Source organism: Pseudomonas sp. NFACC43 (assembly GCF_900119645.1).
In the GTDB taxonomy this organism is placed as follows: domain Bacteria; phylum Pseudomonadota; class Gammaproteobacteria; order Pseudomonadales; family Pseudomonadaceae; genus Aquipseudomonas.
Window position 1 is genome coordinate 873,163 of the sequence record NZ_FPKK01000001.1, and the last position, 22,915, is coordinate 896,077.

Sequence of the window (22,915 nt, forward strand, 5' to 3'; positions counted from 1 at the left end):
TGACCACCTAGAAAGGGAACTTGGGGCTGAGGAAGAAACGGTCGAACCAGCCCGGCTGACTCGCATCGGCAAACGCACCGGTACCCGAGTACGTAATGCGCGCATCGGCCACACGAGTCGACGAAACGGTGTTGTCGGTCGCGATGTCATCCGCACGGACCATACCCGCGATACGCACCAGTTCGTCACCGGTGTTGAGGGTCAGCCACTTCTCGCCCCGCACGACGATGATGCCGTTGGGCAGCACATCGGCGACGGTCACGGTGATCGAACCGGTCAGGCTGTTGCTCTGCCCGGACTTGCTGTCACCCTTGGTGGCCCGGTCGGCGCCATAGCCGGCGTTGAGGCTCAGGTCATTGCTGCCGATCGGGTTGTTGGTGGTCAGGCTGGAGCCGAACAGCGAGGTAAGGCCGACGCTGGTCTCGCTGGTCTTGTCGATCTGCGAGTTGGCGTTCTTGCTGGCCTGGGTCCGCTCGTTCAGGGTGATGGTGATGATGTCACCGACCCGGAAGGCCTTGCGGTCGCTGTACAGGTTCTGTTCGAAGCCGGCCTGGTAGATCGAGCCGTTATTGGCGGCGGCCGGCAGCGGCGTGCGCGGCAACACCGGAGCGTAGTACGGGTCATTGGGCTTGGGCGTAGGCGCGACGCAGCCCGCGAGCGCGGTGATCCCACTCAGTGCCAGTACAGATACAAAGCGATTCATGACCCTACCTCTAGGTGTTGCAGGCGACCCAGGGTCGCCCTGACGTGATTACAGATTCTGTGTAACGAACGAGAGCATCTGGTCGGCGGTGGAGATCACCTTGGAGTTCATCTCGTAGGCGCGCTGGGTGGTGATCATGTTGACCATCTCCTCAACGGTGCTCACGTTGGACGTTTCCAGGGTGTTCTGCAGCGTGGTGCCGAAACCGTTCAACCCCGGCGTGCCGACTTGCGGCGCACCGCTGGCGGCGGTTTCCAGGAACAGGTTGTTGCCCACCGCTTGCAGACCGGCCGGGTTGATGAAGTCGGCGGTCTGCAGGTTGCCGATCACCTGGGCGGCCGGGTTGCCCGCCACAGTGATGGACACGGTGCCGTCACGGCCCACGGTGAAGGTCTGGGCATCGTTCGGGATGATGATGGCCGGCTCCAGGGCGAAACCGCTGGCGTTGACGATCTGGCCATTGGAATCGAGGTGGAACGTACCGTCACGGGTATAGGACGTGGTGCCGTCCGGTTGCAGGATCTGGAAGAAGCCGCGACCGTCGATAGCCATGTCCAGCGGCTGCTCGGTGGTCTGCAGGCTGCCGGCGTTGAAGTTCTTCTGGGTGCCGACGATGCGCACACCCGTACCCACTTGCAGGCCCGACGGCAGCTCGCTGTCCTGGGTCGACTGGGCACCTGGCTGGCGCTTGACCTGATACAGCAGGTCCTGGAATTCGGCGCGATCACGCTTGAAGCCCGTGGTCGACACGTTCGCCAGGTTGTTGGAAATGGTGGAAAGGTTGGTGTCCTGGGCGGACAGACCGGTTTTGGCAACCCATAGAGCCGGAAGCATTCGATTCTCCTCGTACGCCTGTTTTTCGGCGCGACGCTGTAGTTAATGGTTAGATCTGCAAGACCCGAGCCATGGCCTCGTCGCCTTCTTTGGCGGTGTTCATCATTTTCACGTGGAGCTCGAATTGCTTGGCCAGGGCCAGCACCGACGTCATCTCATCCACGGCATTGACGTTGCTCGCTTCCTGGAAGCCCGACACCAGTTGCACGTTGGCATCGATGGGCGCCGGCTGGCCGTCCTTGGTACGGATCGTGCCGTCCAGGCCCTTGGTCATGTTCCTGGGGTCCGGGTTGACCAGCTTGATGCGGTCGACCTCAGCCATCACGCGCGGGCCTTCGCCCATGGCGCGGATGCTGATGGTGCCGTCCTGGCCGATCTCGATCTTCTGCTCCGGCGGCACGGCGATCGGACCGCCGTTGCCCATGACCGGCATGCCGTTGCCGGCCCGCAGCACGCCCAGGGCGTCAACGTTCAGGCTGCCGGTGCGCACATAGCTTTCGCCCCCGTCGGGGTTCTGCACGGCCATCCAGCCCGGCCCGCTGACAGCCACGTCCAGGTCGCGACCGGTTTCAACCAGTGCACCCGGCGTGAAGTCCGTGGCTGGACGTTCGGACATGGCGAATGCCCGCGCCGGAAAGCTGTCGCCGAACACGGGCATCGAACGTGCCTGCTCCAGGTCTTTCTGGAAGCCGTTGGTGGAGATGTTCGCCAGGTTGTTGGCATGGGCCCGTTGCGCCAGCGCATTCTGGCTGGCGCCGGTCATTGCCACATAAAGGTACTTGTCCACTTTCGTTCCTCTGCATGCCGGACGTTTGCCGTCCACTGCTGTGTTGCACAGCCTCAAGCAATTTGCAGACCAACTTTTTCCTAACGGCGCCAAGCCCGGCAAACAAAGGGGTTGAGGGACTTCGAGAGGGAGGCCATCAACCGATGGAAGACGAAAAACCGGCGGTGTCATGCCGCCAAGTGGCAAGGGCTGGCCTGGAGGCTGGAGGCATCGCCGGCCATCACGGACAAGCCAGACCAGGGACAGGTCCGATTTAAGGCGCAGCGCAAGCCGCCACCCCCACGACTTGCCTGGATATTCCTGGCCCGACAGGGCCGCCAACCCCCGAGGCCAGACCAAGGTGTGTCAGTGAAGCTCAGGTCCCTGACACGGCGTTTCGCCGAATGAGGCCTTGCAGGACAACACCTCGGTCATACTTTCAACCAGCCAGTCAGGCTCTCATCAAGGCATTGCCCAGGGTTTCCACCACCCGACCTTGCTGGTCGTCGGTCATGCCCAGCCAGAGTGGCAGACGCAACAAACGCTCGGAATAGCCATCCGTGATTTCCATCGAGCCATGAACCCGCCCATAACGTGCGCCCGCAGGCGAAGAATGCAGCGGCACGTAATGAAACACGGCATGGATCGCATGCTTTTTCAGCGTATCGAGCACCGCCTGGCGCTCTACGCCCGGGGCGAGGAGCACGTAGTACATGTGGGCGTTGTGCTGACAATCTTCAGGGATTATCGGACGACGCAGCACCCCTTGGAATTCCAGCTCCGCCAATGCGGCATGGTAGCTATGCCAGATCGCCAGACGGCGATGGGTGATGGCCTGGGCTTCTTCCAACTGGGCCCAGAGGAAGGCGGCAATGATTTCTCCGGGCAGGAACGACGAGCCCACCTCCTGCCAAGTGTATTTGTCTACTTCGCCCCGGAAGAAACGACTGCGATCGGTACCTTTTTCCCGAATTATCTCGGCCCGCAGCGCCAGCTCGGGGTCATTGACCAGCAAAGCCCCGCCCTCACCCGAAATCACGTTCTTGGTTTCGTGAAAGCTGAATGCTCCAAGGTCACCGATGCTGCCCAGTGCTCGGCCTTTATAGGTCGACATCACGCCTTGTGCGGCGTCTTCAACCACTGCCAGCCCATGCTTGCGGGCAATCGCCAGGATGGCATCCATCTCGCAGGCCACCCCGGCGTAATGGACGGGCACGATGGCCTTGGTCCGGGATGTGATTGCTGCCTCGACCAGACGCTCATCCAGATTCAGGGTATCGGGTCGTATATCGACGAAGACCGGCACTGCGCCACGCAATACAAAGGCATTGGCGGTGGAGACGAAGGTATAGGAGGGCAGGATGACTTCATCGCCAGGCTGGATATCCAGCAGCAAAGCCGCCATCTCCAGCGCAGCGGTACATGAATGCGTGAGCAATGCCTTGCTGCAACCAGTATTGGACTCCAGCCAGCGGTGGCACTTCTTGGTGAATGGGCCATCACCGGCGAGCATGTTTCCGAACTTGGCCTGGGCAATGTAATCCAGCTCCCTGCCGGTCATGTAGGGGCTGTTGAAGGCGATCGTTTCTTGGCTCATTGCAAACTTCCATGGGTGGGCATAGTCATCAGTGGTGCACAGCGCGAAGTCTTAAACCGCACTGAGCCGCCCACCTATCTGGCTGCCTGTTTCAAGGTTTTCATAAAAATACGGGGTGAATCCCGCGTCCTTCATTGCCTCTTGGGTTTCACCGATGTCGTATTCAATCCGATGCAGGTGGAATATCTCGCCATCCCAAGTGGCGAAACCTGCCCGGGGATCACCATCACGTGGCTGGCCGACGGAACCGGGATTGCAATAGAGCTTGTCCTCGCCACTCCACAAGTGCTGGACATGGGTATGGCCTGACACGAAATGACGACCGGGAAACGGCATGAAATACGCTTGTGACGGACGCACGTACTCGTCCAGCGGATCGTTCCAGCCGCCATGGACAATGCTCAAGTCATGCTGGGTAGAGCGCTCAGGGAGCGCCCCCAACCATGCCAGGTTCTGTGAGGTGATGACGCCCCGTTGATAATCCAGGCAGGCATTGGCGCTATTGGAGCGAGGACAGCGCTCGTTCCTGGCCAGGTACCAGTCATGGTTGCCCATCACGGAAAAGATGTTCCGTTCGCGCAGGGCATCGCAGCACTCATTGACCTGGCTGTAATAACCGGCCGTGTCGCCCAGGCAGATAATGTGCGTCACACCCAATTCGTCAAGCTTGGCCAACACTGTCCGCAGGGCACTGTAATTGCCGTGTATGTCAGAAATGATCCCGATCATAGACGATGAAATCCTCTATATAACGAACAGCGAAACCACCCCGAAGGGCTGGCTGGGTCAGCGTCTTGCCGTCGAGGTAATGATCCAGGCACATGGCAGCTTCGTTGTAACCGAATGCGCGACGTATCGAACTGGTCGAAGAGATCCGCGGGTTGATCTCGAGGAGGCTCCAGGACCCGTCATGACCGCGACGGAACTGCAGATTGGTCGGTCCGACCGGCTTGAAGGCACGGCACAGCCTGGCCACGACTTGGTCCAGAGCGTCATCCCGATATACCCAGGCCTTGGCGGTCGAGCCATCCGAGGCCAGCCTGCGCTGGAAATTGATGGTGGGCCCGGTATTGCCCTGTCCGTCGCCAAAAGCCGCTACGGTGAACTCATCGGCCGCACTGCCGATGATGGGCTGCGCCATGAGGTAATCGCCGAGCAGCGCCGCATGAGGCGTAAAGTCACGCTCTTCGCGTACCCAGACCAGCCCCTTGGAGGCATAACTGCGGCGCGGCTTGAGCAGGAACGGCAGCCCCAGGGCAGCCTCGAGCGAATGAAAATCCCCCGACAGCAGGCTGGGAATACGGCTGGGATCCCCCAACGCTACCAGCGCCTGGTCCATTGCCCATTTGTCCCGGGAAAGATCGATCAGATGCGGGTTGTTGAGCACCACTTGGCAATCCCATTGGGCCAGCAGTGCCCGGTTGTCCGATAACCAATGAACGTCCTGTTCGATGCCGGGAATAAGCAGATCAACCTTGTACCTGGCCAGCGTATCGCCCAGCCACTGTCCATATTCGGAGGCTGCGGTATACGGGGCCTGCTCGAAGACATCGCTCCAGGCGCGGCCGACAGCGTCGTCGTAGATATCAGTGCCGACCAGGCGAACAGAAGGAGCCGCTTCACGCAGCGACTTGAGCAGGCCGTACCCCATGATGGCCCCTACGCCAGTCACCATGACGGTCTTCATGACAGCCCCTCCCTGTGCGCTCTCATCAGCTCGAAGCCCCGGCGAACGTCGATTCGAGGGGTGAAACCGATCTGCTGGTACAGCTCGTGCGCACACTCGAAAGGGGCAAGGTCGGGGATATCACCCTTTTCGGGCAGGAAGCGTACATCCAACGGCTTGCCGAACGCCTCGAACGCAGCCTGGACAATCGCCGAAAGACGGGGAGATTCGGGATGACCACAGTTATACAAACCAGGGATGCCCTGCTTTGCCAGCCGCACGCAGACCTCGGTCAGATCGCTCAGGTGCAGATAGTTGCGCCTGGCGTCGTTGCTGCCATACAACTCGACGCCCTGCCCCGCCTGTGCCTTATCGGCGATGGCGTACAGCAACGGCTGGTGAAGCCTGCACTGTTCGCCGTCGTCGTAGACTTGGCTGATGCGCAAAACACTAAGGGTCATGCCCCGTTCCCGGCAATAAAGACTCGCCACCTCTTCTGAATGGCGCTTGGAAAGCGAATAGATGCCGAAATAGGGATCCGTCGGCCGGTCACCCGCCGAACGCGATGAAAGCAGAATGAAATGACGGGCGCCACATTGCTCGGCCAGGCGGCAGGCCGCCAGCGTACCAACACTGTTGACCAGTTCGGCGCGGACCAGCTCGTCCGGCTGGCGGCCGCCGAAATCTGCGGCGGCCAGCACGACAATGTCAAAACGCTCGTCGCACGCGAAGGGCTCCTGGCGGCTCAGGTCGAAAGCGATATCGGCATCCCGGCGCCCCGCCAGCTTGACGGGGCCAAGGCACGACAAGGCTTGGGCGACCGCCTTGCCGATGACCGAGGTACTTCCAATCACCAGGCTTTTCATGATGGGGCGACTGCCGCTTCGAGCATCAGCGCACAGCTGAGCTCCGGATAATCGATGCCCACGGTGCACATCGCGTGAAGGATGTCGCCCCCCAGGTGCAGCTCTTGCAGTTGTCCGGTGGTGAAGGGCTTGAGGAAGACACCTTCCTTGCGCACCACCTGGAACCCGGCAGTTTCCAGCTCAGCGGTCAGGGTCTGAAGCGAATAGCTGCGCACATGGCCCAGCTCCAGATCGCCACGACCCAGCGCCATCATGTCGTCAAGCAGACCGGCAGCATGACCGAACCGCCGATGCAGCGACTCCCCATTGGGAACCAGCACGAAGCAGCGGCCACCCGGCGCCAGGTAATGCTTGAATTTTTGCAATATAGCCTGCGGATCATCGACGTGCTCAAGGACAAACCCCATCACGATGAGGTCGAAACGCTTGTCGGTATCGAATGTCTCGAAATAGCTTTCGACGATCTCGGCTGCATTGTTCGGATACTGCGCCTTGAACTGAGCGATCACCGACGCGGAGCCATCGATCACCGTGTGCTCACTGAAGAACTGCGAGAAGCGGTGGGTGCTGAAGCCATGGCCGACACCAAGCTCCAGCAGGCTTTGCTCCTTGGTGCACAGCGCCATGATGCGTTGGGGATACCAATTGAGAATGATGTTGTTGTCATACGCATAGCCAAAGCTGTCGCTGTAGGCTGCGATGAAGGTATCGAGATTGTTGCTCATGTCACATGCACTCCGCTGGGGGGCAAAGGTAATAAGTTGTACGGATCAGTCGGCCAACCAGGCCCGTCGCCAGGCGTCGAGGCGCTCGCCTTGGAGCAGCCACTGCGCACGTACGGTCGACTGCAAGGTATCGCCCAGCGTCGCGGAGGCTTCACGGTCTTCCAGGTGCATGCGAATCGTCCGAATCCATTCCTGCGCCTCGTTGTTCACCCGGGACAGCGGCAACACCTCGCCACCGATAAAACCCGGTACTCGGCTGCAAATGACCGGATGCCCGCAAGCGGCATGCTGCAGGACACGCAAGTCGCCGGAACAGGCATTGCCCAGGTTTTCCGCCATGGGGACCAGGGCAAGATCAAGATTCAAGGCGGCCATGGCCCCGGCCAACTGCTGCTGCGCGACACTTGGGTGCAGTTCTTTCAGGAAAGGTTGCAATGACGCCGGGCAGTCGCCGAGCACCACCCAATCCACCTCGCCAGCGAACGCGGGCAACACGTCGGCCAACAACTGAGCATCCTTGCAGCCCAACCAGCCCAGACGCGGCCTGGGCCCAGTGCGCCGCTTGCTTTGCACACGCCCCCACGCAGCCGGCAGCAGGGTTTCCAGCACACGAATATCGTCGTGGTGACCCTGTAGCAGTTCAGCCAGCGCGGGCGTAGGGACCAGCACACGATCGGCCTGCATCATTCCGTACCGCAGGCGCTCCAGCAGCTCTTCGGCAGCGTAATCGCCCTTCAACGCCATCTGCGGTAGATAGCCATCCAGATCATAGACGGTGAAGGCTTTGGAAAAGGCCCTCAGGCGGCTCAGGGCCAGCAGCCCAGCGTCGTCCAGGGGGCGCTGCAACACCACGGTGGTTGGTGCCAGGCGCTCGATTTCCACCGACGACAGCAGACTTGAAACAGCCACACCTTCAATCTGCCCTGCTTCAAGCAACGTACTGAAGGGTTGAACCAGCCGCGAGTAGGCGCCCGCCTGCTGTTCGGTGACACAGACCAGCACCCTCGGTACGCTGCCTTGCAGCGCAAACCAGCACAGATCAGTGTTTTCCCGGACAAATCCCTCACCGACGCGCAGCGAAAAGTTGGCGTTGTAGGCCGGGTCGCGGGCAAGCTGTGGCAACCAGCGTGCGAGCAAGGCATCTTCCTGCTGGCTGCTCGCACGGATGCCAGCCACAGAATCCATCAACAGGCGCGCGTAAGGCGTCCAGACATTCAGATAACCTGCCTGCAGGAGCTTCAGACACAGGTCGACAGAGGTCCAGGGCGCCAGCAGCGGGTCGCTGTCGAAGCCTCCAGCCTCAATGAACAGCGCTCGACGCAGCATCAGGCATTCGGCGCCCAGGGCAGAGCAATTGCGTTCAAGCCCAAGCCGTCCCATGTAGCCCTCCGCCTCGGAGGGCAGACCTTCAAAAGCCCGGCCGACCATGGCGCCCAGCCCCAGCACCAGGTCCGCCTGGCGAATGCGACCCTGGCTATCCTCCAGCTTGCCTCCCACGGCGCCGACTTCCGGACGCTGGGCATGATTGAGCAACGACTGCAACCAACCCGGCTCCAGCACAGCGCTTTGCGCATCGAGCCAGAGCAGGTATTCTCCACGTGCGTCCTGGGCCGCCGCATTGCACATGCCCGCACGAGACTGCCCCGGCATGAAACGCAACACCTGGAACCGGCCTTCGCCCATCCGCTCGACCAGCCCCAGCCACTCCAGCAACGCGGGGTCATCGTTGCCTGGCTCGATCAGCAAGACCTCGAAGTCCACTGCATCAGTGTGCAACAGCAGGCTTTCCAGGCAGCGCTGGAAATTCGTCAGTTGACCTTCCAGGTAAATCAGAATGCTGACCGAAGCCTGCTGCTCGTGGCCGTAGTCGATACGATAGCGGCCCGCAGTCGTAGCAAGTTCAATCGCTCGCGCCCGACCGTAGCCACGTGCCTGGAGATGTGCATCGATGACCGCGCATTCATCTGCGCATTGCCAATGACGCAGCTCGTTGGCAATCAACAGCGGTTCGCTGACGTGACCGATGCTCGCCATCCCGCATTCGCTGATCAGGCGCAGTTGGTAAGCCAATTCGAAGGCATCGCCGCAGGTATCGTCAAAACCGTTCAAGCGCACCAGCGCATCGCGACGGAACATCCAGTGACGAGAAAGACCGGCCGGAAACGCCAGGAGCAGGTCCAGATTCAAATCGGGTCGCAGCGAAAGGTCGACCACACCGCCCGTACGCAGCGCCTCGTCGGCGTATACCGCCAGGCAACTGTCAGGCGCCTGGAGTAGATTCTGAGCCATCACCAGCAGCCCCGCGGCGATAAATTCCTCCCCCGCATCCACCAGCATGAACCAGTCGCTCTGGACGCCCTGGAGCAAGCCATTGATCGCGGCCGCCGGCTGCTTCGGATCGCACGCCAACCACTGGACGTTGGCTCGCCCCGGGTCGGCGCTACCGATCACGCAGACATGGATGCGTTGGTACAACTGTCTATCCAGGCTGTCCAGGGTATGCGCCAATGCCAGCTGATTGCCGTCATCGTGGACGACGACAGTGAAGGCAGGCGCCGCCGGGACCGACAACCGCTCATTGATCAAAAGCAACTGCTGCGCCGTCGGGTAGCGTTTGCGCAACCAGTCGAGCGCTCCCAGACGATTGCCGACCGCCTCACGAGCGGCGGTTGCCTGGGTTTTCGCGATAAACACATCCAGTTGCTGCCAGAAAGACGCAGTGCGCTCGACGTAACGTTGCAAGGCGTCACCAAGGCTGGCCCGGGCATGCCCCAACGGGTCCGGCTGGTCGAGCATGGCAAAGCCGACGCTGCCGAAGAAACTGGTGTCGAGCAGTGGCTGGTCGACGCCATGCCCCGGAATGAATATCACCGGGCAACCACACAGCACCGCCATGACACAGGTCATCGACCATTCATAGCTGTACATCACCTCCGCCCCGCGCAGCAGCTTGGCCAGCTCGGGCAGGGGCAAGGGATTGGCCATGCTCAACAGGCGGATATCGGCCGGCAGTTGCGAGTAATCGATCAGGCCCAGAGGGTGACGGTTCTGGTAGAGATAGCTTCCCTTGCGCTCAGTCGCGGTGCCCACCGTCGAGAACATTTCGACATCGATGGCCGGCAGGCACAACAGGTCGCCGTCAGGGTCACCTCGGTGCTCGGCGAGCCGGGCAGCGTAATAGAAGAACAGGTCGGTGGGAGCGGCATCCATGCCATTACCCGTGAGAAACCCCTCGAAATTCAGCAGAAAACGCGCCACGACCGAACAGTTGAGCGGATTGCCGGGGAACACCTCCGGATAAACCGCAATCGGCACTTTGCCCGCTGCCGCATGGCGCTGCTTGATCGTCGAATTGATCAGCGGCGTCTTGAGGTCCGGGTTGACCACCTCTGTGCCGCAGATATAGGCCTCGCGGCCACTGAGGTTGAGCATATGACAGAGGTAGTGCAACGAGACGACGCCCGACGACGATTCACGATAGGCAGGCGCGAGGAAGTAATACGGATGCTCGGGCTTGGCGTACATCAGCCGCAAACGCGCCAACGCCTGTTCGAGCGAGTAAGCGTCCTGCTGCGCAAGGTTCGACATCGGGTGCAATCTCCAGAATCAAATCAAAAGGGTGTCACTGGGAAGGCCTGCTCAGGCAGCCCTTTTCTCCAGGAAAGCCGATGCGTCCGCGCCGGTGTTGAACAACAGGTCTATGACACTGACCGCATGCTGGAACTCACCGTAGACCTGGGGATACTCGGGATAACCGGCATAACTCATATACGACACGGTAATCCCCTGGGCGGCGAAAGCCGCTTCGTCCAGGTAATGACTGGCAGCGGGTCCAGAGAGATATTCGTCGGCACCGAGGGCCTGGCATAAGTGGATCAGGCGCTCATTCTTGCCTTCTGCACGGCCCAGATCCTCGGAACGGTACAGCGGCGTGTGAATGCCCAGCAGGGGGCACAAGCCGGCGATGAACAGGTGGTTGATACGGCTCAGGTGAGTGAGGTTGGCGGCCTGTTCGTAGAGCGAGCGGATCGGCGCCTCCATCTGCCTGAAGCATGAAGCGCGCCGGTAGCTCTGCTCAATGGTCTTCCAGTGGGCTGCGGCCCAATCCGGATTGGTGACTTGTACCTCATTGATCAACTGCCCGAGACGGCCTTTCTTCTTGATCGGGATACTCAGCCAATGCTCGCCCTGGGCGGTCTTGATCTTGTTGCGGTTGCGCCAGTCACTACGGGTGTACTGGACATCGTCATACAGGACGAACGCATCGACACTGCGGATCAGATCGAAATAACCCTTCCAGGGAATGTAGTTCGACTGAACCACAGCCAGTTTCTTATGCATCCTGAACCTCACGTAGCGCGGCGGAATCCGGGGCCCTGCCCTGTCAAAAAATCGCCACCAGGCATGAATAAGTGGGGACAGATCAGGACACAGCAAATCCCATACCAGCTACCGTGATACCCAAGGCGCGTGCAATTGCGGACATGGCCCTCACATCGGACCGACGACAAGACCGAGCCAGCGCTTGACGAACATCAGGTATGAAAAGAGTGGCAGACATGGACCTTCAACTACTGGCCCTTTCCCACCTCATACTCACGCAACTTATTGGCAATGGTGGTGTGGGAAACCCCTAGTCGCTTGCCCAGTTGGCGGCTGCTGGGGTGCTCGGAGTACAAGCGCTCCAGCACCGCCTTCTCGAAACGCCCGACGATCTCGTCCAACCCGCCCTCGAGTGAGAAATCACCAAGAGGCTGGCGCACGCCGTAGTCCGGCAGGCGAATATGCTCGGCCTTGACGGTACCGCCATCGCACAGGGAAACGGCCTGGAACAGTACGTTTTCCAGTTGCCGGACGTTGCCAGGCCAGTGGTAATGGCTCAGACGGTCCATCGCCGCCGGAGCCAGCCTGGGCAGCGGGCAGCCGATCTGGCGGCTGGCCTGGTCGAGAAAATGCTCCACCAGTGGCGTCAGGCCATCGAGGCATTCGCGCAACGGCGGGATGTGCAGGGACAGCACGTTCAAGCGGTGGTACAGGTCCTGGCGGAATTCTCCCCGGGCACAGAGCTCGGACAAATCCACCTGGGTCGCGCAGATGACCCTGACGTCCAGGTACACCTCCTCATCGCTGCCGACGCGCCGGAAGCAACCGTCCTGCAGGAACCGCAGCAGCTTCACCTGCAGGCGCGGGCTCATTTCCCCGACGCCGTCGAGGAACAGCGTGCCTCCGGCGGTCAGTTCCAACAGGCCGAGCTTGCCTTCGGCACGGGCGCCTTCGAAGGCGCCGGGGCCGTAGCCGAACAGTTCGGTCTCGGCCATGGATTCCGGCAACCCGGCGCAATTGAGCGCCATGAGGGGGGATTGACCCCGGGGACTGGCCAGGTGGCAGGCGCGAGCCAGCAGCTCTTTGCCGGTGCCGGTCTCGCCTTCTATCAACAGCGGCGCATCCAGCGGCGCCATCCGCCGGGCCTCGCGGACCACCGCCGCCATCACCTTCGAGCTCTGGAAAATACTGTCGAAGCCACGCAGCTCCTGCTTGCGCACGTTATAGATCCGTTCGCCGACCCGGTCGGCCCGATGCAGCGTCAACACCGCGCCGGCCATGGCCTCGCTGTCGTCGTGCTCCGATTGCAGCGGGGCGATGTCGGCCAGGAACACGTCCCCCTTGACCTTGACCCGCAACCCATTGATCCGCGACTGGTTGGCGCGCACCAGTTCCGGCAGGTCGAAATCCTCGGCGTAGCGCGACAGTGGAATCCCCGGCACCTCGTCCACCCGCACTCCAAGCAGTTGCGCCGCTGCCCGGTTCGCCGCGACGATGGAACCGCCCATGTCGATGGACAGCACCGGAAACTCCAGGGCGCCAAGCAAGGCATTGAGTTCCATGTGCCGACGCTCGCTTGGCATCAGCCCTACGCGCTTGACCCCGAACACCCCGGCGATGCCTTCGAATTTCGGGCGCAACGCCTGGAACTGGATATTGATCAGGTTGGGGCAGTGCAGGTAAATCGCATTGCCATGCTCGCCCCCCACTTCGCCCCGGGCAACGTTGATGCCGTACTCCACCAACAGATTGAGAATGTCCCGCAGGATGCCGATGCGGTTCTGGCAATGGACTTTGATGCGCATGAGAAGGCCTGGTGCGTTAGGAATCGATAGGGACAAGGCCCGCAAAGCGCTGCCGCGTCGCCCGGTGGAGCAAGCCCACCAGTGTTTTTGTCTGGAGGCGCAAATAACCGTCAAGATTATGTGACAGCTGTAGGCCTTTTCCTAGCTGAAAATCTCCAGAGAATCGAAGGCCAGCAAAAAACGTCACGAAAATTTTACAGAACGAGGACAGCTATCATTGATTGGCGCGCTTGCACCTGCTGCACGATCCCCTGCTTGGGGTTATCTCTAATGCATCGCTGGACATAAAAATAAACAGCCTTTCTCCGGTTCGAAAAAACCAGAGGAAAAACAGCAGGAGAGCAGCATGAAGCAAACGCAATACGTGGCCCGCGAGCCCGATGCGCAAGGTTTTATCCACTACCCCGCCGAAGAACACGCGGTGTGGAATACGCTGATCACCCGCCAGCTGAAAGTCATCGAAGGCCGTGCGTGCCAGGAATACCTGGACGGCATCGACAAACTCGGCCTGCCCCACGACCGCATTCCGCAGTTGGGGGAAATCAACAAAGTGCTGGGCGAGACCACGGGCTGGCAAGTCGCCCGGGTGCCGGCGCTGATCCCTTTCCAGACCTTCTTTGAATTGCTCGCCAGCAAGCAGTTTCCGGTGGCCACTTTCATCCGTACCCGTGAAGAACTGGACTACCTGCAAGAGCCGGACATCTTCCACGAGATCTTCGGCCACTGCCCGCTGCTGACCAACCCCTGGTTTGCCGAATTCACCCACACCTACGGCAAGCTCGGCCTGCAGGCCTCCAAGGAAGAGCGTGTCTACCTGGCGCGCCTGTACTGGATGACCATCGAGTTCGGCCTGGTGGAAACGCCTCAAGGCCGGCGCATCTACGGCGGCGGCATCCTGTCATCGCCCAAGGAAACCGTGTATTGCCTCTCGGACGAGCCGGAGCACCAGCCCTTCGACCCGCTGGAAGCCATGCGCACGCCATATCGCATCGACATCCTGCAGCCGGTGTATTTCGTGCTGCCCGAACTCAAGCGCCTGTTCGACCTGGCCCACGAAGACATCATGGGCATGGTCAAGCGCGGCCGGGAACTGGGCCTGCACGCACCGAAATTTCCACCGAAAGCCGCGTGACCCGCGATTTTCGATCTCAATTGAGTCTGTTGCACGGCACGACTTTGCTTTAGCGTGGGTGCATCGACGCTTTCAACTATTCGATCCAGGAACACACCATGAACACTCTGAACCAAGCCCATTGCGAAGCCTGCCGCGCCGACGCCCCACAAGTCAGCGACGAAGAACTGCCGGTCCTGATCAAGCAGATCCCGGACTGGAACATCGAAGTGCGCGACGGCGTGATGCAGCTGGAAAAAGTCTTCCTGTTCAAGAACTTCAAGCATGCCCTGGCGTTCACCAACGCCGTCGGCGAAATCTCCGAAGCCGAAGGCCATCACCCGGGCCTGCTCACCGAGTGGGGCAAGGTCACCGTGACCTGGTGGAGCCATTCCATCAAGGGCCTGCACCGCAACGACTTCATCATGGCCGCCCGCACCGATGACGTGGCCAAGACCGCCGAGGGCCGCAAGTAATGCACTTCGATGCCATCGGCCGGGTGCCCGGTGACCCGATCCTCGGCCTGATGGAGGCCTACGGTGCGGACAGCAACCCGAACAAGTTCGACCTGGGCGTAGGGGTCTACAAGGACGCCCAGGGCCTGACGCCGATCCTTGCGTCCGTGAAGCTGGCCGAGCAGCGGCTGGTGGAACGCCAAGCCACCAAGACCTACATCGGTGGCCATGGCGACGCCACGTTCGGCCAATTGGTCAGTGAACTGGTGCTGGGGGCCGACTCGCCGCTGGTCATGGACAAACGCGCCGGCGTCACCCAGACCCCGGGGGGCACCGGTGCGCTGCGCCTGAGCGCCGATTTCATTGCCCAATGCCTGCCGGGCCGTGGTGTCTGGCTGAGCAACCCGACCTGGCCGATCCACGAAACCATCTTCGCCGCGGCAGGGGTCAAGACCCGCCTCTACCCTTACGTGGGCGCCGACAACCGTCTGGATTTCGAGGCGATGCTGGCCACCCTGGGCCAGGCACCGAAGGGCGATGTGGTGCTGCTGCATGCCTGCTGCCACAACCCCACCGGCTTCGACCTGTCCCATGAGCAATGGCGCCAGGTCCTGGACGTGGTACGCAGCCGCGATCTGCTGCCCTTGATCGACTTTGCCTACCAAGGTTTCGGTGATGGACTGGAGCAAGACGCCTGGGCGGTCCGGCTGTTTGCCCAGGCCTTGCCCGAAGTGTTGATCACCAGTTCCTGCTCGAAAAACTTCGGCCTGTACAGGGACCGTACCGGCGCGTTGATCGTCTGTGCGGCGGATGGCGAGAAGCTGCAGGATATTCGCAGCCAACTGGCCAACATCGCCCGCAACCTGTGGTCGACGCCACCGGACCATGGCGCGGCGGTGGTGGCGACGATCCTGGGTGACGCGCACCTCAAGAGCCTGTGGACAGACGAAGTGCAGGTCATGCGTCTGCGCATCGCGCAGCTACGCAGCGGCCTGCTGGAGGCCTTGGAGCCTCACGGCCTGCGCGAACGCTTCGCCCACATCGGCGTGCAACGCGGGATGTTTTCCTACACCGGCTTGAACCCGGAACAGGTCAGGCACCTGCGAGAGCGACACAGTGTCTACATGGTCGGTACAGGACGGGCCAACGTGGCAGGCATCGATGCCACGCGCCTGGATCTGCTGGCCCAGGCCATTGCCGACGCCTGCCGATAATCGCAGCGCATTCGTGGCGAGGGGGCCTGCCCTTCGCCACGATGACCCAGCCGAACGGATGCGGCGGTGCGATATGGCGTTTACTGGCCGGTCCACTCGCGAACGAATTCGCTGATGTCTTCCTTGGGCGCCGTACGCGCTTCCTTCTGCGGCGTGCCCAGGTAGAGGAAACCGATCACTTCTTCCCCCACTTCCAGGCCAAGCCCCTCGGCCACGTGGGGCGAATAGGCCAGTTCTCCCGTACGCCATACGCCACCGACGCCCTGGGCGTAGGCCGCCAGCAGGATTGCATGGGCCGCGCAGCCGGCCGCCAGCAATTGCTCGGACTTGGGGATCTTGAAATGGTCTTGCAGACGAGCGATCACCACCACGACCAGGGGCGCACGCAGCGGGCCATTGAGGGCCTTTTCCACAACGGCCTCAGCCACCAGCGGGTCATTGAAACGCGCCGCTTCGGCCAGCAGTTCGCCCATGCGATAACGCGCTTGCCCTTCGACCGTCAGAAAACGCCATGGCCGCAACTGGCCATGATCCGGCGCGCGCATCGCGGCGGCGAACATGACCTCCCGCTGCTCGGGCGTAGGCGCCGGGTCAATCAGGCGTGGAACGGAAACACGGTTGAGCAAAGCGTCGAGAGCCTGCATCGGCCACCTCCCTGGAAAAATGTCCGGCTATTCTAGTGGCTGTACGGCGAGTCCGTCAGCGCAAATTCGAATACCGGCTCCCAGGCCGCACCCGCCAGGCCCCGGATGGCGGTTTACATGCCATTTGCCGCAGGTAGAATGGCGCCCTTCCCTTTCAGCCCGAGCGGACTCCATGGCGTTGCCGACCCTGCGAATCATTGGTTTCATCATCGGCATCTTCCTGATCACCCTGGCGATCTTCATGGTCGTGCCCATGGCCACGTTGCTGGTTTTCGAGCGCACGGGCGACCTGCCGTCGTTTCTCTGGTCGAGCATGATCACCTTCGTCGCCGGCCTGGCCCTGGTGCTCCCGGGACGTCCCGAGCATGTGCATCTGCGGCCCCGGGACATGTACCTGCTGACCGTCAGCAGTTGGCTGGTGGTGTGCATTTTCGCAGCGCTGCCATTCCTGCTGACCCAGCACATCAGCTACACGGATTCGTTTTTCGAAAGCATGTCGGGAATCACCGCCACCGGCGCCACGGTCCTGAGCGGCCTGGACAACATGTCCCCCGGCATCCTGATGTGGCGCTCGCTGCTGCACTGGCTCGGCGGGATCGGCTTCATCGGCATGGCCGTGGCGATCCTGCCGCTGCTGCGCATCGGTGGCATGCGGCTGTTCCAGACCGAATCGTCGGACCGCTCGGAAAAGGTCATGCCGCGCTCCCACATGGTGGCGCGGTTGATCGTGGCCTCCTATGTCGGTATCACCATTTTCGGCACGCTGGCGCTCTGGTGGGCCGGGATGAGCCCGTTCGATGCCATCAACCATTCGATGTCGGCGATCTCGACCGGCGGTTTTTCCACCTCCGACCTGTCCCTGGCCAAATGGAGCCAGCCGGCGGTGCATTGGGTCGCCATCGTCATCATGATCCTCGGCAGCCTGCCGTTCGCCCTGTATGTCTCGATGCTGCGCGGCCATCGCCGGGCGCTGATCAAGGACCAGCAGGTCCAGGGCCTGATCGGCGTGCTGCTGGTGACCTGGCTGGTACTGGGCACCTGGTACTGGGCGACCACCGACCTGCATTGGCTGGACGCTTTGCGGCACGTGGCCCTGAACGTGACGTCGATCGTCACCACCACCGGTTTCGCCCTGGGCGACTACAGCCTGTGGGGCAACTTCTCCCTGATGCTGTTTTTCTACCTCGGCTTCGTCGGCGGCTGCTCGGGCTCGACGGCCGGCGGGATCAAGATCTTCCGTTTCCAGGTCGCCTACATCCTGCTCAGGGCCAACCTCACGCAACTGATCCATCCGCGCGCGGTGATCAAGCAGAAATACAACGGCCACCGCCTCGACGAGGAAATCGTGCGCTCGATCCTCACGTTCTCGTTCTTCTTCGCCATCACCATCTGCGTCATCGCCCTGCTGCTGTCGCTGCTGGGCGTGGAGTGGATGACCGCGCTGACCGGCGCGGCCAGTACGGTATCCGGCGTCGGCCCGGGGCTGGGGGAAACCATCGGCCCGGCCGGCAACTTCGCGCCGCTGCCGGACGCGGCCAAGTGGATCCTGTCGGCGGGCATGCTCCTGGGCCGGCTGGAAATCATCACAGTGTTCGTGCTGTGTATCCCGGCGTTCTGGCGTCACTGACCGGTTTGGCCGCCCGTGCCGCCCGGTACTCGCCGGGCGTCGTATCGAACCAGCGGCGAAAGGCGCGGAAAAAATTGCTCGGATCGGCAAACCCCAGCAGATAGGCGATTTCCAGCAAGGTCATGTCCGGCTGCGTCAGGTACTGCTCGGCCAGCTCGCGGCGGGTGTCATCCAGCAGATGCTGGAAGCTGGTGCCCTCTTCCTGCAGGCGTCGCTGCAAGGTGCGTTGAGACAGGTGCAATGCCTGCGCCACCACGTCACGCTTGGGTTCGCCCTGGGGCAGCAGCCGGCAAAGAGCCTGGCGCGCCTTGTGAGTCACGCGGCTTTCCGAAAAACGCGCCAGGTATTCGCCGGCGAAACGGTCATGCAGCAACGCCATGGCCTCGTTGGCCGTCGGCAGCGGTACCTCCATGTCTGCCCGTTCGAAGATCAGCGCATCGTAGGGCGCATTGAACATCAGCGGCGCGGGGAAAGCCTGGCGGTAGGGCGTCGGATCAAGGGGCTCAGGGCCCTGGAACAACACTTTCACCGGATGCAGGGTGCGTCCGGTCAGCCAGTTGCACAGGCTCAACGCGCAGGCCAGGGATGCCTCGGTACTTTGCCGGGTGGGAGGCAGGTGATCGCCGTGCACCGCCAGGACCAGCCCGTAATGGCCCTCAATCTGGCGGATGCTGGCCTCGGCGCTTTCGGCGATGATCCGCTGATAGCGCACCAACCGCTGGAAACCTTCGAGCAATGTGCGGCTGGACATCAGGGCATAACCCACAACATGGAACGACGCCGGGCGCACGATCTTGCCCATGTTCAAACCGATGGCCGGATTGCCCGACAGCTCCACCGCCAATTGCCAGAGCCGCGTCATGGAGTCCTGGGGGAAACGGGCATCCGGATCGTCCAGCGCTTCGAAGTCCAGCCCCAACTGCCCGAACATCGCGCGACAATCCAGGCCGTCCATCTCCAGCGCCTTGACAATCCCCATCGCCCAACTTGAAGAAGTCGTTCGTTCGCTCATGACATTTACTTGCATGACGAGCCGCGCGTTGCGGCCGGATTTGCGAAGGATACTAAAGTGGCGCCCATTGTCACTGTCCGTCGATGACAAGGGCTCCTAGACTTCCAGAAGAATGGCGCGATCGGCACCAGAACAATAACCACCGAGCAAGCAATCGTGGAAAACACCAAGACATTCAGCACATTCGCCGAGTTCTATCCGTACTACCTGGGCGAACACAGCAACAGCACCTGCCGGCGCCTGCACTTCGTCGGTACTTCCCTGGTCATTCTGATTTTCGTCATGGCGCTCGTCGTCGGCAACGGCGCCTGGTTGCTGGCGCTGCCCGTGGCAGGCTACGGCTTCGCCTGGGTCGGGCATTTCTTCTTCGAAAAAAACCGCCCGGCCACCTTCCAGCATCCGTTCTACAGCCTGCTGGGGGATTTCGTCATGTACCGCGACATGTGCCTGGGCAAGGTCGCGTTCTGAGCTCAAGCCGGCTCGGCGACCTTGATTGCCTTCAGCCGAGCCTCTCGCGCCTGGGCCTCCGCCAGGCGATAGAGTTCGATCGAACCATCCCAGTGCTCGATCAACGCGGTGCACGATTCGACCCAATCACCGCAATTGAGGTATTCCACCTCCCCTACCTTGCGGATCTCGGCATGGTGGATGTGCCCGCACACCACGCCGTGCAGTTCGCGCTTGACGCATTCGTGGGCGATGGCTTCCTCGAAATCGCTGATGAAGCTCACGGCAGTCTTGACCTTGTGCTTGAGGTACGCCGACAGCGACCAGTAGCCATAGCCATAACGGGCCCGCCAATGGTTGAGCCAGCGGTTCAGCGTGAGGGTGAATTCGTAGGCCCAATCCCCGAGGAACGCCAGCCAACGATGGTACCGGGTGATGACATCGAACTGATCGCCATGGATCACCAGCAGGTGCCGGCCGTCGGCGGTGACATGCACCGCTTCGTCCACCAGCTGGATGTTGCCCAGGATCAGCTTCGAATAGCGACGCAGGAATTCATCGTGGTTACCCGTCACGTAGATCACTTCGGTGCCGCGCTTGCTCATGGTCAGCAAGCGCCGGATGACGTTGGTATGCGCCTGGGGCCAGTACATGCCGCCGCGCAGCTTCCAGCCGTCGATGATGTCGCCGACCAGGTAGATCCTGTCGGCGTGGTAGCCCTTGAGGAACTGTGACAGGTGCTCGGCCTGACAGTCCCGGGTGCCCAGGTGCACGTCGGAAATCCACAGGGTGCGAACACGCTGCTTGCGGCTGGGTCTGGCGAGCTCGGCGCTGGTCATGGGCAACCCCTCTGATCGTTTTCACCACTGTGCATGCCGGCGATTAATGGCCCATGACAAATACAAGTCGGTTACATGACAGGGCCATGCATCGCGACCTGGGTGTATCCTGACGGCCTGCCATGGGAGACCGCGATGAGACCGATCCTCACGCTACGCCAATACAGCCAGGACCTGATCGTCCACAGCCATGACCACCCTCAACTGGTGTTCGGGCTGTCCGGCGCGCTGGATTTCGAGGTCGAAGGTTGCGGCAGCCAGGTGGTCCGGCAAAGTTTCGTGGTGGTGCCGGCCGGTGCCCATCACGCCTGCGACAGCCCCAAAGGCAGTCGTTGCCTGGTACTGGATGTACCCGGCGGCGATTGGCTCGATCAATGCCTGGGCGATCATGCCGACGCCAGCCGCCGGTTGCTCGACACCAGTGCCCGCCTGCCCCTGGATGCGGGGCAAAGCCAGTTGGTCAGTTGGCTGGCGGGCAGCCGGATGGACGATCCGTTGATCGCCCGGCAGGGGGCGGTGCTGCTGCTGGCCAGCCTCAATGACGCGCGTCCCGCCCCCACCGGTGGCCGGCGCCTGCCCTACGCCGCCCTCGACGCCCACATCGACCAGTACGCCGCCTATCCATTGCAGGTGGCGGACCTGGCCCAGGTCGCCGGTCTCTCCAGCGCCCGCCTGCATGCGCGCTTCGTCGCCGAATGCGGACAGACCCCGATGGAATACATCCGCAGCCGTCGCCTGCACAAGGCCGTGGGGTTGCTGCGGGACTCGGACCTGCCCATCGGCGAGATCGCCCACCGGGTCGGCTACAGCTCCCAGAGTGCCTTCGCCGCCGCCGTGCTGCGCGAATTTGGCGCCTCGCCGGGCAAACTGCGACGCCAGCGCTAGCCGTGCGCTAAAAACCGCTAGGATCGCGACAGACGCGCCGGGCTGTCCCACGCTTGAATACTGACCAGCCATGCCGGCGTGGCGCGGGCTTTAGTCGGGTCGCGCCGCAGCGTACTTGCACAAGGTTCTGCGTGCATCCGCCGCTTTATAGAAAGGACTGTAATGACTCCCCGTACCGCCCTCGGCGCCCTGCACATCGGCGCCCTCATGTTCGGCCTGACCGGTGTGTTCGGCAAGCTGGCTGCCGCGTCGCCGACGATCATCGTGTTCGGCCGCGCCACGTTTGCCGTGCTGGCCCTGGCGTTCTTTGCCCGGTTCGCCAGTAGCACCTCCTGGCAGAAACTCCGTGCAGCGGATAGCCGTCGCCTGTTGCTGGGCGGACTGCTGCTGGCAGCGCACTGGGTAAGCTTCTTCATCGCGGTAAAAGTCGCCGGCGTTGCGGTCGCTACGCTGGGATTCGCCAGTTTCCCCGCGTTTACCGTGCTGCTCGAAGGGTTGATCTTCCGGGAGCGAATACGCGCCAATGAAATCCTGCTGGTGGTATTGGTGAGCATCGGCCTGGTGCTGGTCACGCCGGATTTCGACCTGGCCAGCGGTGCCACCACCGGCCTGCTGTGGGCGGTGGCTTCGGGCTTGCTGTTCTCCCTGCTGTCGCTGACCAACCGTGCCGGCTCCGGCCGCGTTCCGCCCGTGCAGGCCGCGCTGTGCCAGAACCTGGTGGTGGGGTTATGCCTGCTGCCCCTGGCCGCGCCGCAGTTGAGCGATGTACGTGCGCTCGACTGGCTGTGGATCGCCCTGCTCGGGGTGCTCTGCACCGGCCTGGCCCACAGCCTGTTCGTCGCCAGCCTGGAAGTGATCAAGGCGCGCACCGCGGCGGTGGTCTTCGCCATGGAGCCGGTCTACGGCATCGCCATGGCCTGGCTGCTGTTCGGTGAGAGCCCGACATTGCGCATGTTGCTGGGCGGCGTGCTGATCATCGTCGCGATCGTGGTGTCGAGCCAGCTGAGCCGTTCCAAGGCACCGCCGGCAGGCGTCGAAGCGACGTCTCACTGAACCCGGTCGTTATGGCCCAGGTCCCGCTCCGGATCGATCTGATCGCGCACCCGCTGCTTGAGCACCTTGGCCTCGGGGAAGCCGCCGTCGGCCTTGCGCTCCCAGAGCTGCACACCGTCGCAGCCAATGTGGAAAACCCCGCCAGTGCCCGGCACCAGGGAGACCTTGCCCAGATCGTCGCCGAAGGTGCTCAGCAGTTCCTGGGCCAGCCAGGCGGCACGCAGCAACCACTGGCATTGGGTGCAATAGGTGATGACGATTTCCGGTTTATGCTCGGTCATTGCGGGTCGACTCGTGGATTCGAAGGCATCGTTATACTACTCGCCTTTGACCGTCCGCCCCG

22 protein-coding genes are annotated in these 22,915 nt (G+C 61.9%); 7 read left to right on the top strand and 15 right to left on the bottom strand.

Translation table 11 applies throughout. The features are described from left to right. Window positions 1-7: 7 nt before the first annotated feature. The 11 genes from flgH to BT179_RS03825 form a co-directional block, all read right to left on the bottom strand. Window positions 8-703 carry a flagellar basal body L-ring protein FlgH gene (gene flgH, locus BT179_RS03775; protein WP_072389553.1) on the bottom strand — a complete coding sequence of 232 codons (696 nt, stop codon included), beginning with the start codon at window positions 701-703 and terminating at the stop codon, window positions 8-10. A gap of 48 nt (window positions 704-751) precedes the next feature. Next, on the bottom strand, window positions 752-1,537 hold the full coding sequence (flgG, locus tag BT179_RS03780; RefSeq protein ID WP_053154880.1) for a flagellar basal-body rod protein FlgG: 786 nt from the start codon (window positions 1,535-1,537) through the stop codon (window positions 752-754). Between the two features lie 49 nt (window positions 1,538-1,586). Next, window positions 1,587-2,324 carry a flagellar basal body rod protein FlgF gene (locus tag BT179_RS03785; protein WP_072430250.1) on the bottom strand — a complete coding sequence of 246 codons (738 nt, stop codon included), beginning with the start codon at window positions 2,322-2,324 and terminating at the stop codon, window positions 1,587-1,589. Window positions 2,325-2,754: 430 nt separating this feature from the next. Next, complete coding sequence (gene rffA, locus BT179_RS03790) at window positions 2,755-3,900, bottom strand: dTDP-4-amino-4,6-dideoxygalactose transaminase (protein ID WP_072430249.1); 1,146 nt, start codon at window positions 3,898-3,900, stop codon at window positions 2,755-2,757. Window positions 3,901-3,951: 51 nt separating this feature from the next. Continuing rightward, the gene (locus BT179_RS03795) at window positions 3,952-4,629 is read right to left on the bottom strand and encodes a metallophosphoesterase family protein (protein WP_072430248.1); all 678 of its coding nucleotides are present in this window, start codon (window positions 4,627-4,629) and stop codon (window positions 3,952-3,954) included. Continuing rightward, window positions 4,610-5,587, bottom strand: coding sequence for an ATP-grasp domain-containing protein (locus BT179_RS03800; protein ID WP_072430247.1), 978 nt, complete (start codon window positions 5,585-5,587; stop codon window positions 4,610-4,612). Before BT179_RS03800 ends, BT179_RS03795 begins: the two co-directional genes overlap by 20 nt. Then, window positions 5,584-6,432, bottom strand: coding sequence for an NAD-dependent epimerase/dehydratase family protein (locus BT179_RS03805; protein ID WP_072430246.1), 849 nt, complete (start codon window positions 6,430-6,432; stop codon window positions 5,584-5,586). The genes BT179_RS03800 and BT179_RS03805 overlap by 4 nt, the downstream gene beginning before the upstream one ends. Then, on the bottom strand, window positions 6,429-7,157 hold the full coding sequence (locus BT179_RS03810) for a class I SAM-dependent methyltransferase (protein ID WP_072430245.1): 729 nt from the start codon (window positions 7,155-7,157) through the stop codon (window positions 6,429-6,431). Before BT179_RS03810 ends, BT179_RS03805 begins: the two co-directional genes overlap by 4 nt. Window positions 7,158-7,202: 45 nt before the next feature. Further along, window positions 7,203-10,745, bottom strand: coding sequence for a glycosyltransferase (locus BT179_RS03815; protein ID WP_072430244.1), 3,543 nt, complete (start codon window positions 10,743-10,745; stop codon window positions 7,203-7,205). 51 nt (window positions 10,746-10,796) lie between these two features. Next, window positions 10,797-11,498: a WbqC family protein gene (locus BT179_RS03820; RefSeq protein WP_072430243.1), complete on the bottom strand. Its 702-nt coding sequence runs from the start codon at window positions 11,496-11,498 to the stop codon at window positions 10,797-10,799. 230 nt (window positions 11,499-11,728) lie between these two features. Beyond that, on the bottom strand, window positions 11,729-13,285 hold the full coding sequence (locus BT179_RS03825; protein WP_072430242.1) for a sigma-54-dependent transcriptional regulator: 1,557 nt from the start codon (window positions 13,283-13,285) through the stop codon (window positions 11,729-11,731). A gap of 274 nt (window positions 13,286-13,559) precedes the next feature. Here BT179_RS03825 and phhA point away from each other — a divergent pair, with 274 nt between their 5' ends. From phhA to BT179_RS03840, 3 genes are all read left to right on the top strand, one after another. Further along, window positions 13,560-14,417 carry a phenylalanine 4-monooxygenase gene (phhA, locus tag BT179_RS03830; RefSeq protein ID WP_256343703.1) on the top strand — a complete coding sequence of 286 codons (858 nt, stop codon included), beginning with the start codon at window positions 13,560-13,562 and terminating at the stop codon, window positions 14,415-14,417. A gap of 98 nt (window positions 14,418-14,515) precedes the next feature. Next, window positions 14,516-14,872, top strand: a complete 357-nt coding sequence (locus BT179_RS03835) for a 4a-hydroxytetrahydrobiopterin dehydratase (RefSeq protein WP_003184087.1) — start codon at window positions 14,516-14,518, stop codon at window positions 14,870-14,872. Further along, window positions 14,872-16,065, top strand: coding sequence for an amino acid aminotransferase (locus BT179_RS03840; RefSeq protein ID WP_072389561.1), 1,194 nt, complete (start codon window positions 14,872-14,874; stop codon window positions 16,063-16,065). Before BT179_RS03835 ends, BT179_RS03840 begins: the two co-directional genes overlap by 1 nt. Window positions 16,066-16,145: 80 nt before the next feature. Here BT179_RS03840 and BT179_RS03845 read toward each other — a convergent pair whose 3' ends face one another. After that, window positions 16,146-16,709, bottom strand: coding sequence for an NAD(P)H nitroreductase (locus BT179_RS03845; protein WP_072430241.1), 564 nt, complete (start codon window positions 16,707-16,709; stop codon window positions 16,146-16,148). A gap of 172 nt (window positions 16,710-16,881) precedes the next feature. Here BT179_RS03845 and BT179_RS03850 point away from each other — a divergent pair, with 172 nt between their 5' ends. Continuing rightward, window positions 16,882-18,336 carry a TrkH family potassium uptake protein gene (locus BT179_RS03850; protein ID WP_072389565.1) on the top strand — a complete coding sequence of 485 codons (1,455 nt, stop codon included), beginning with the start codon at window positions 16,882-16,884 and terminating at the stop codon, window positions 18,334-18,336. Here the strand turns inward: BT179_RS03850 and BT179_RS03855 are convergent. Then, entirely contained in the window at window positions 18,293-19,348 is a 1,056-nt protein-coding gene (locus BT179_RS03855; RefSeq protein ID WP_072430240.1) for an AraC family transcriptional regulator, read from the bottom strand. The genes BT179_RS03850 and BT179_RS03855 overlap by 44 nt on opposite strands. A gap of 156 nt (window positions 19,349-19,504) precedes the next feature. Here BT179_RS03855 and BT179_RS03860 point away from each other — a divergent pair, with 156 nt between their 5' ends. Next, window positions 19,505-19,816 (top strand): Mpo1-like protein, encoded by a 312-nt coding sequence (locus tag BT179_RS03860; protein WP_072389569.1) that lies wholly within the window; start codon window positions 19,505-19,507, stop codon window positions 19,814-19,816. Window positions 19,817-19,818: 2 nt separating this feature from the next. Here the strand turns inward: BT179_RS03860 and BT179_RS03865 are convergent, their stop codons facing one another. Continuing rightward, the gene (locus tag BT179_RS03865) at window positions 19,819-20,634 is read right to left on the bottom strand and encodes a UDP-2,3-diacylglucosamine diphosphatase (RefSeq protein WP_072389571.1); all 816 of its coding nucleotides are present in this window, start codon (window positions 20,632-20,634) and stop codon (window positions 19,819-19,821) included. A 135-nt stretch (window positions 20,635-20,769) separates the two neighbouring features. Here BT179_RS03865 and BT179_RS03870 point away from each other — a divergent pair, with 135 nt between their 5' ends. Together BT179_RS03870 and BT179_RS03875 are read left to right on the top strand one after the other, a co-directional pair. Further along, a complete protein-coding gene (locus BT179_RS03870) occupies window positions 20,770-21,519 on the top strand; it encodes a helix-turn-helix transcriptional regulator (protein WP_072389573.1) in 750 nt (249 codons plus the stop codon). A 162-nt stretch (window positions 21,520-21,681) separates the two neighbouring features. Then, complete coding sequence (locus tag BT179_RS03875; RefSeq protein ID WP_072389575.1) at window positions 21,682-22,572, top strand: DMT family transporter; 891 nt, start codon at window positions 21,682-21,684, stop codon at window positions 22,570-22,572. Here the strand turns inward: BT179_RS03875 and BT179_RS03880 are convergent. After that, window positions 22,566-22,853, bottom strand: coding sequence for an Rdx family protein (locus tag BT179_RS03880; protein WP_072389577.1), 288 nt, complete (start codon window positions 22,851-22,853; stop codon window positions 22,566-22,568). The genes BT179_RS03875 and BT179_RS03880 overlap by 7 nt on opposite strands. Window positions 22,854-22,915 lie beyond the last annotated feature (62 nt).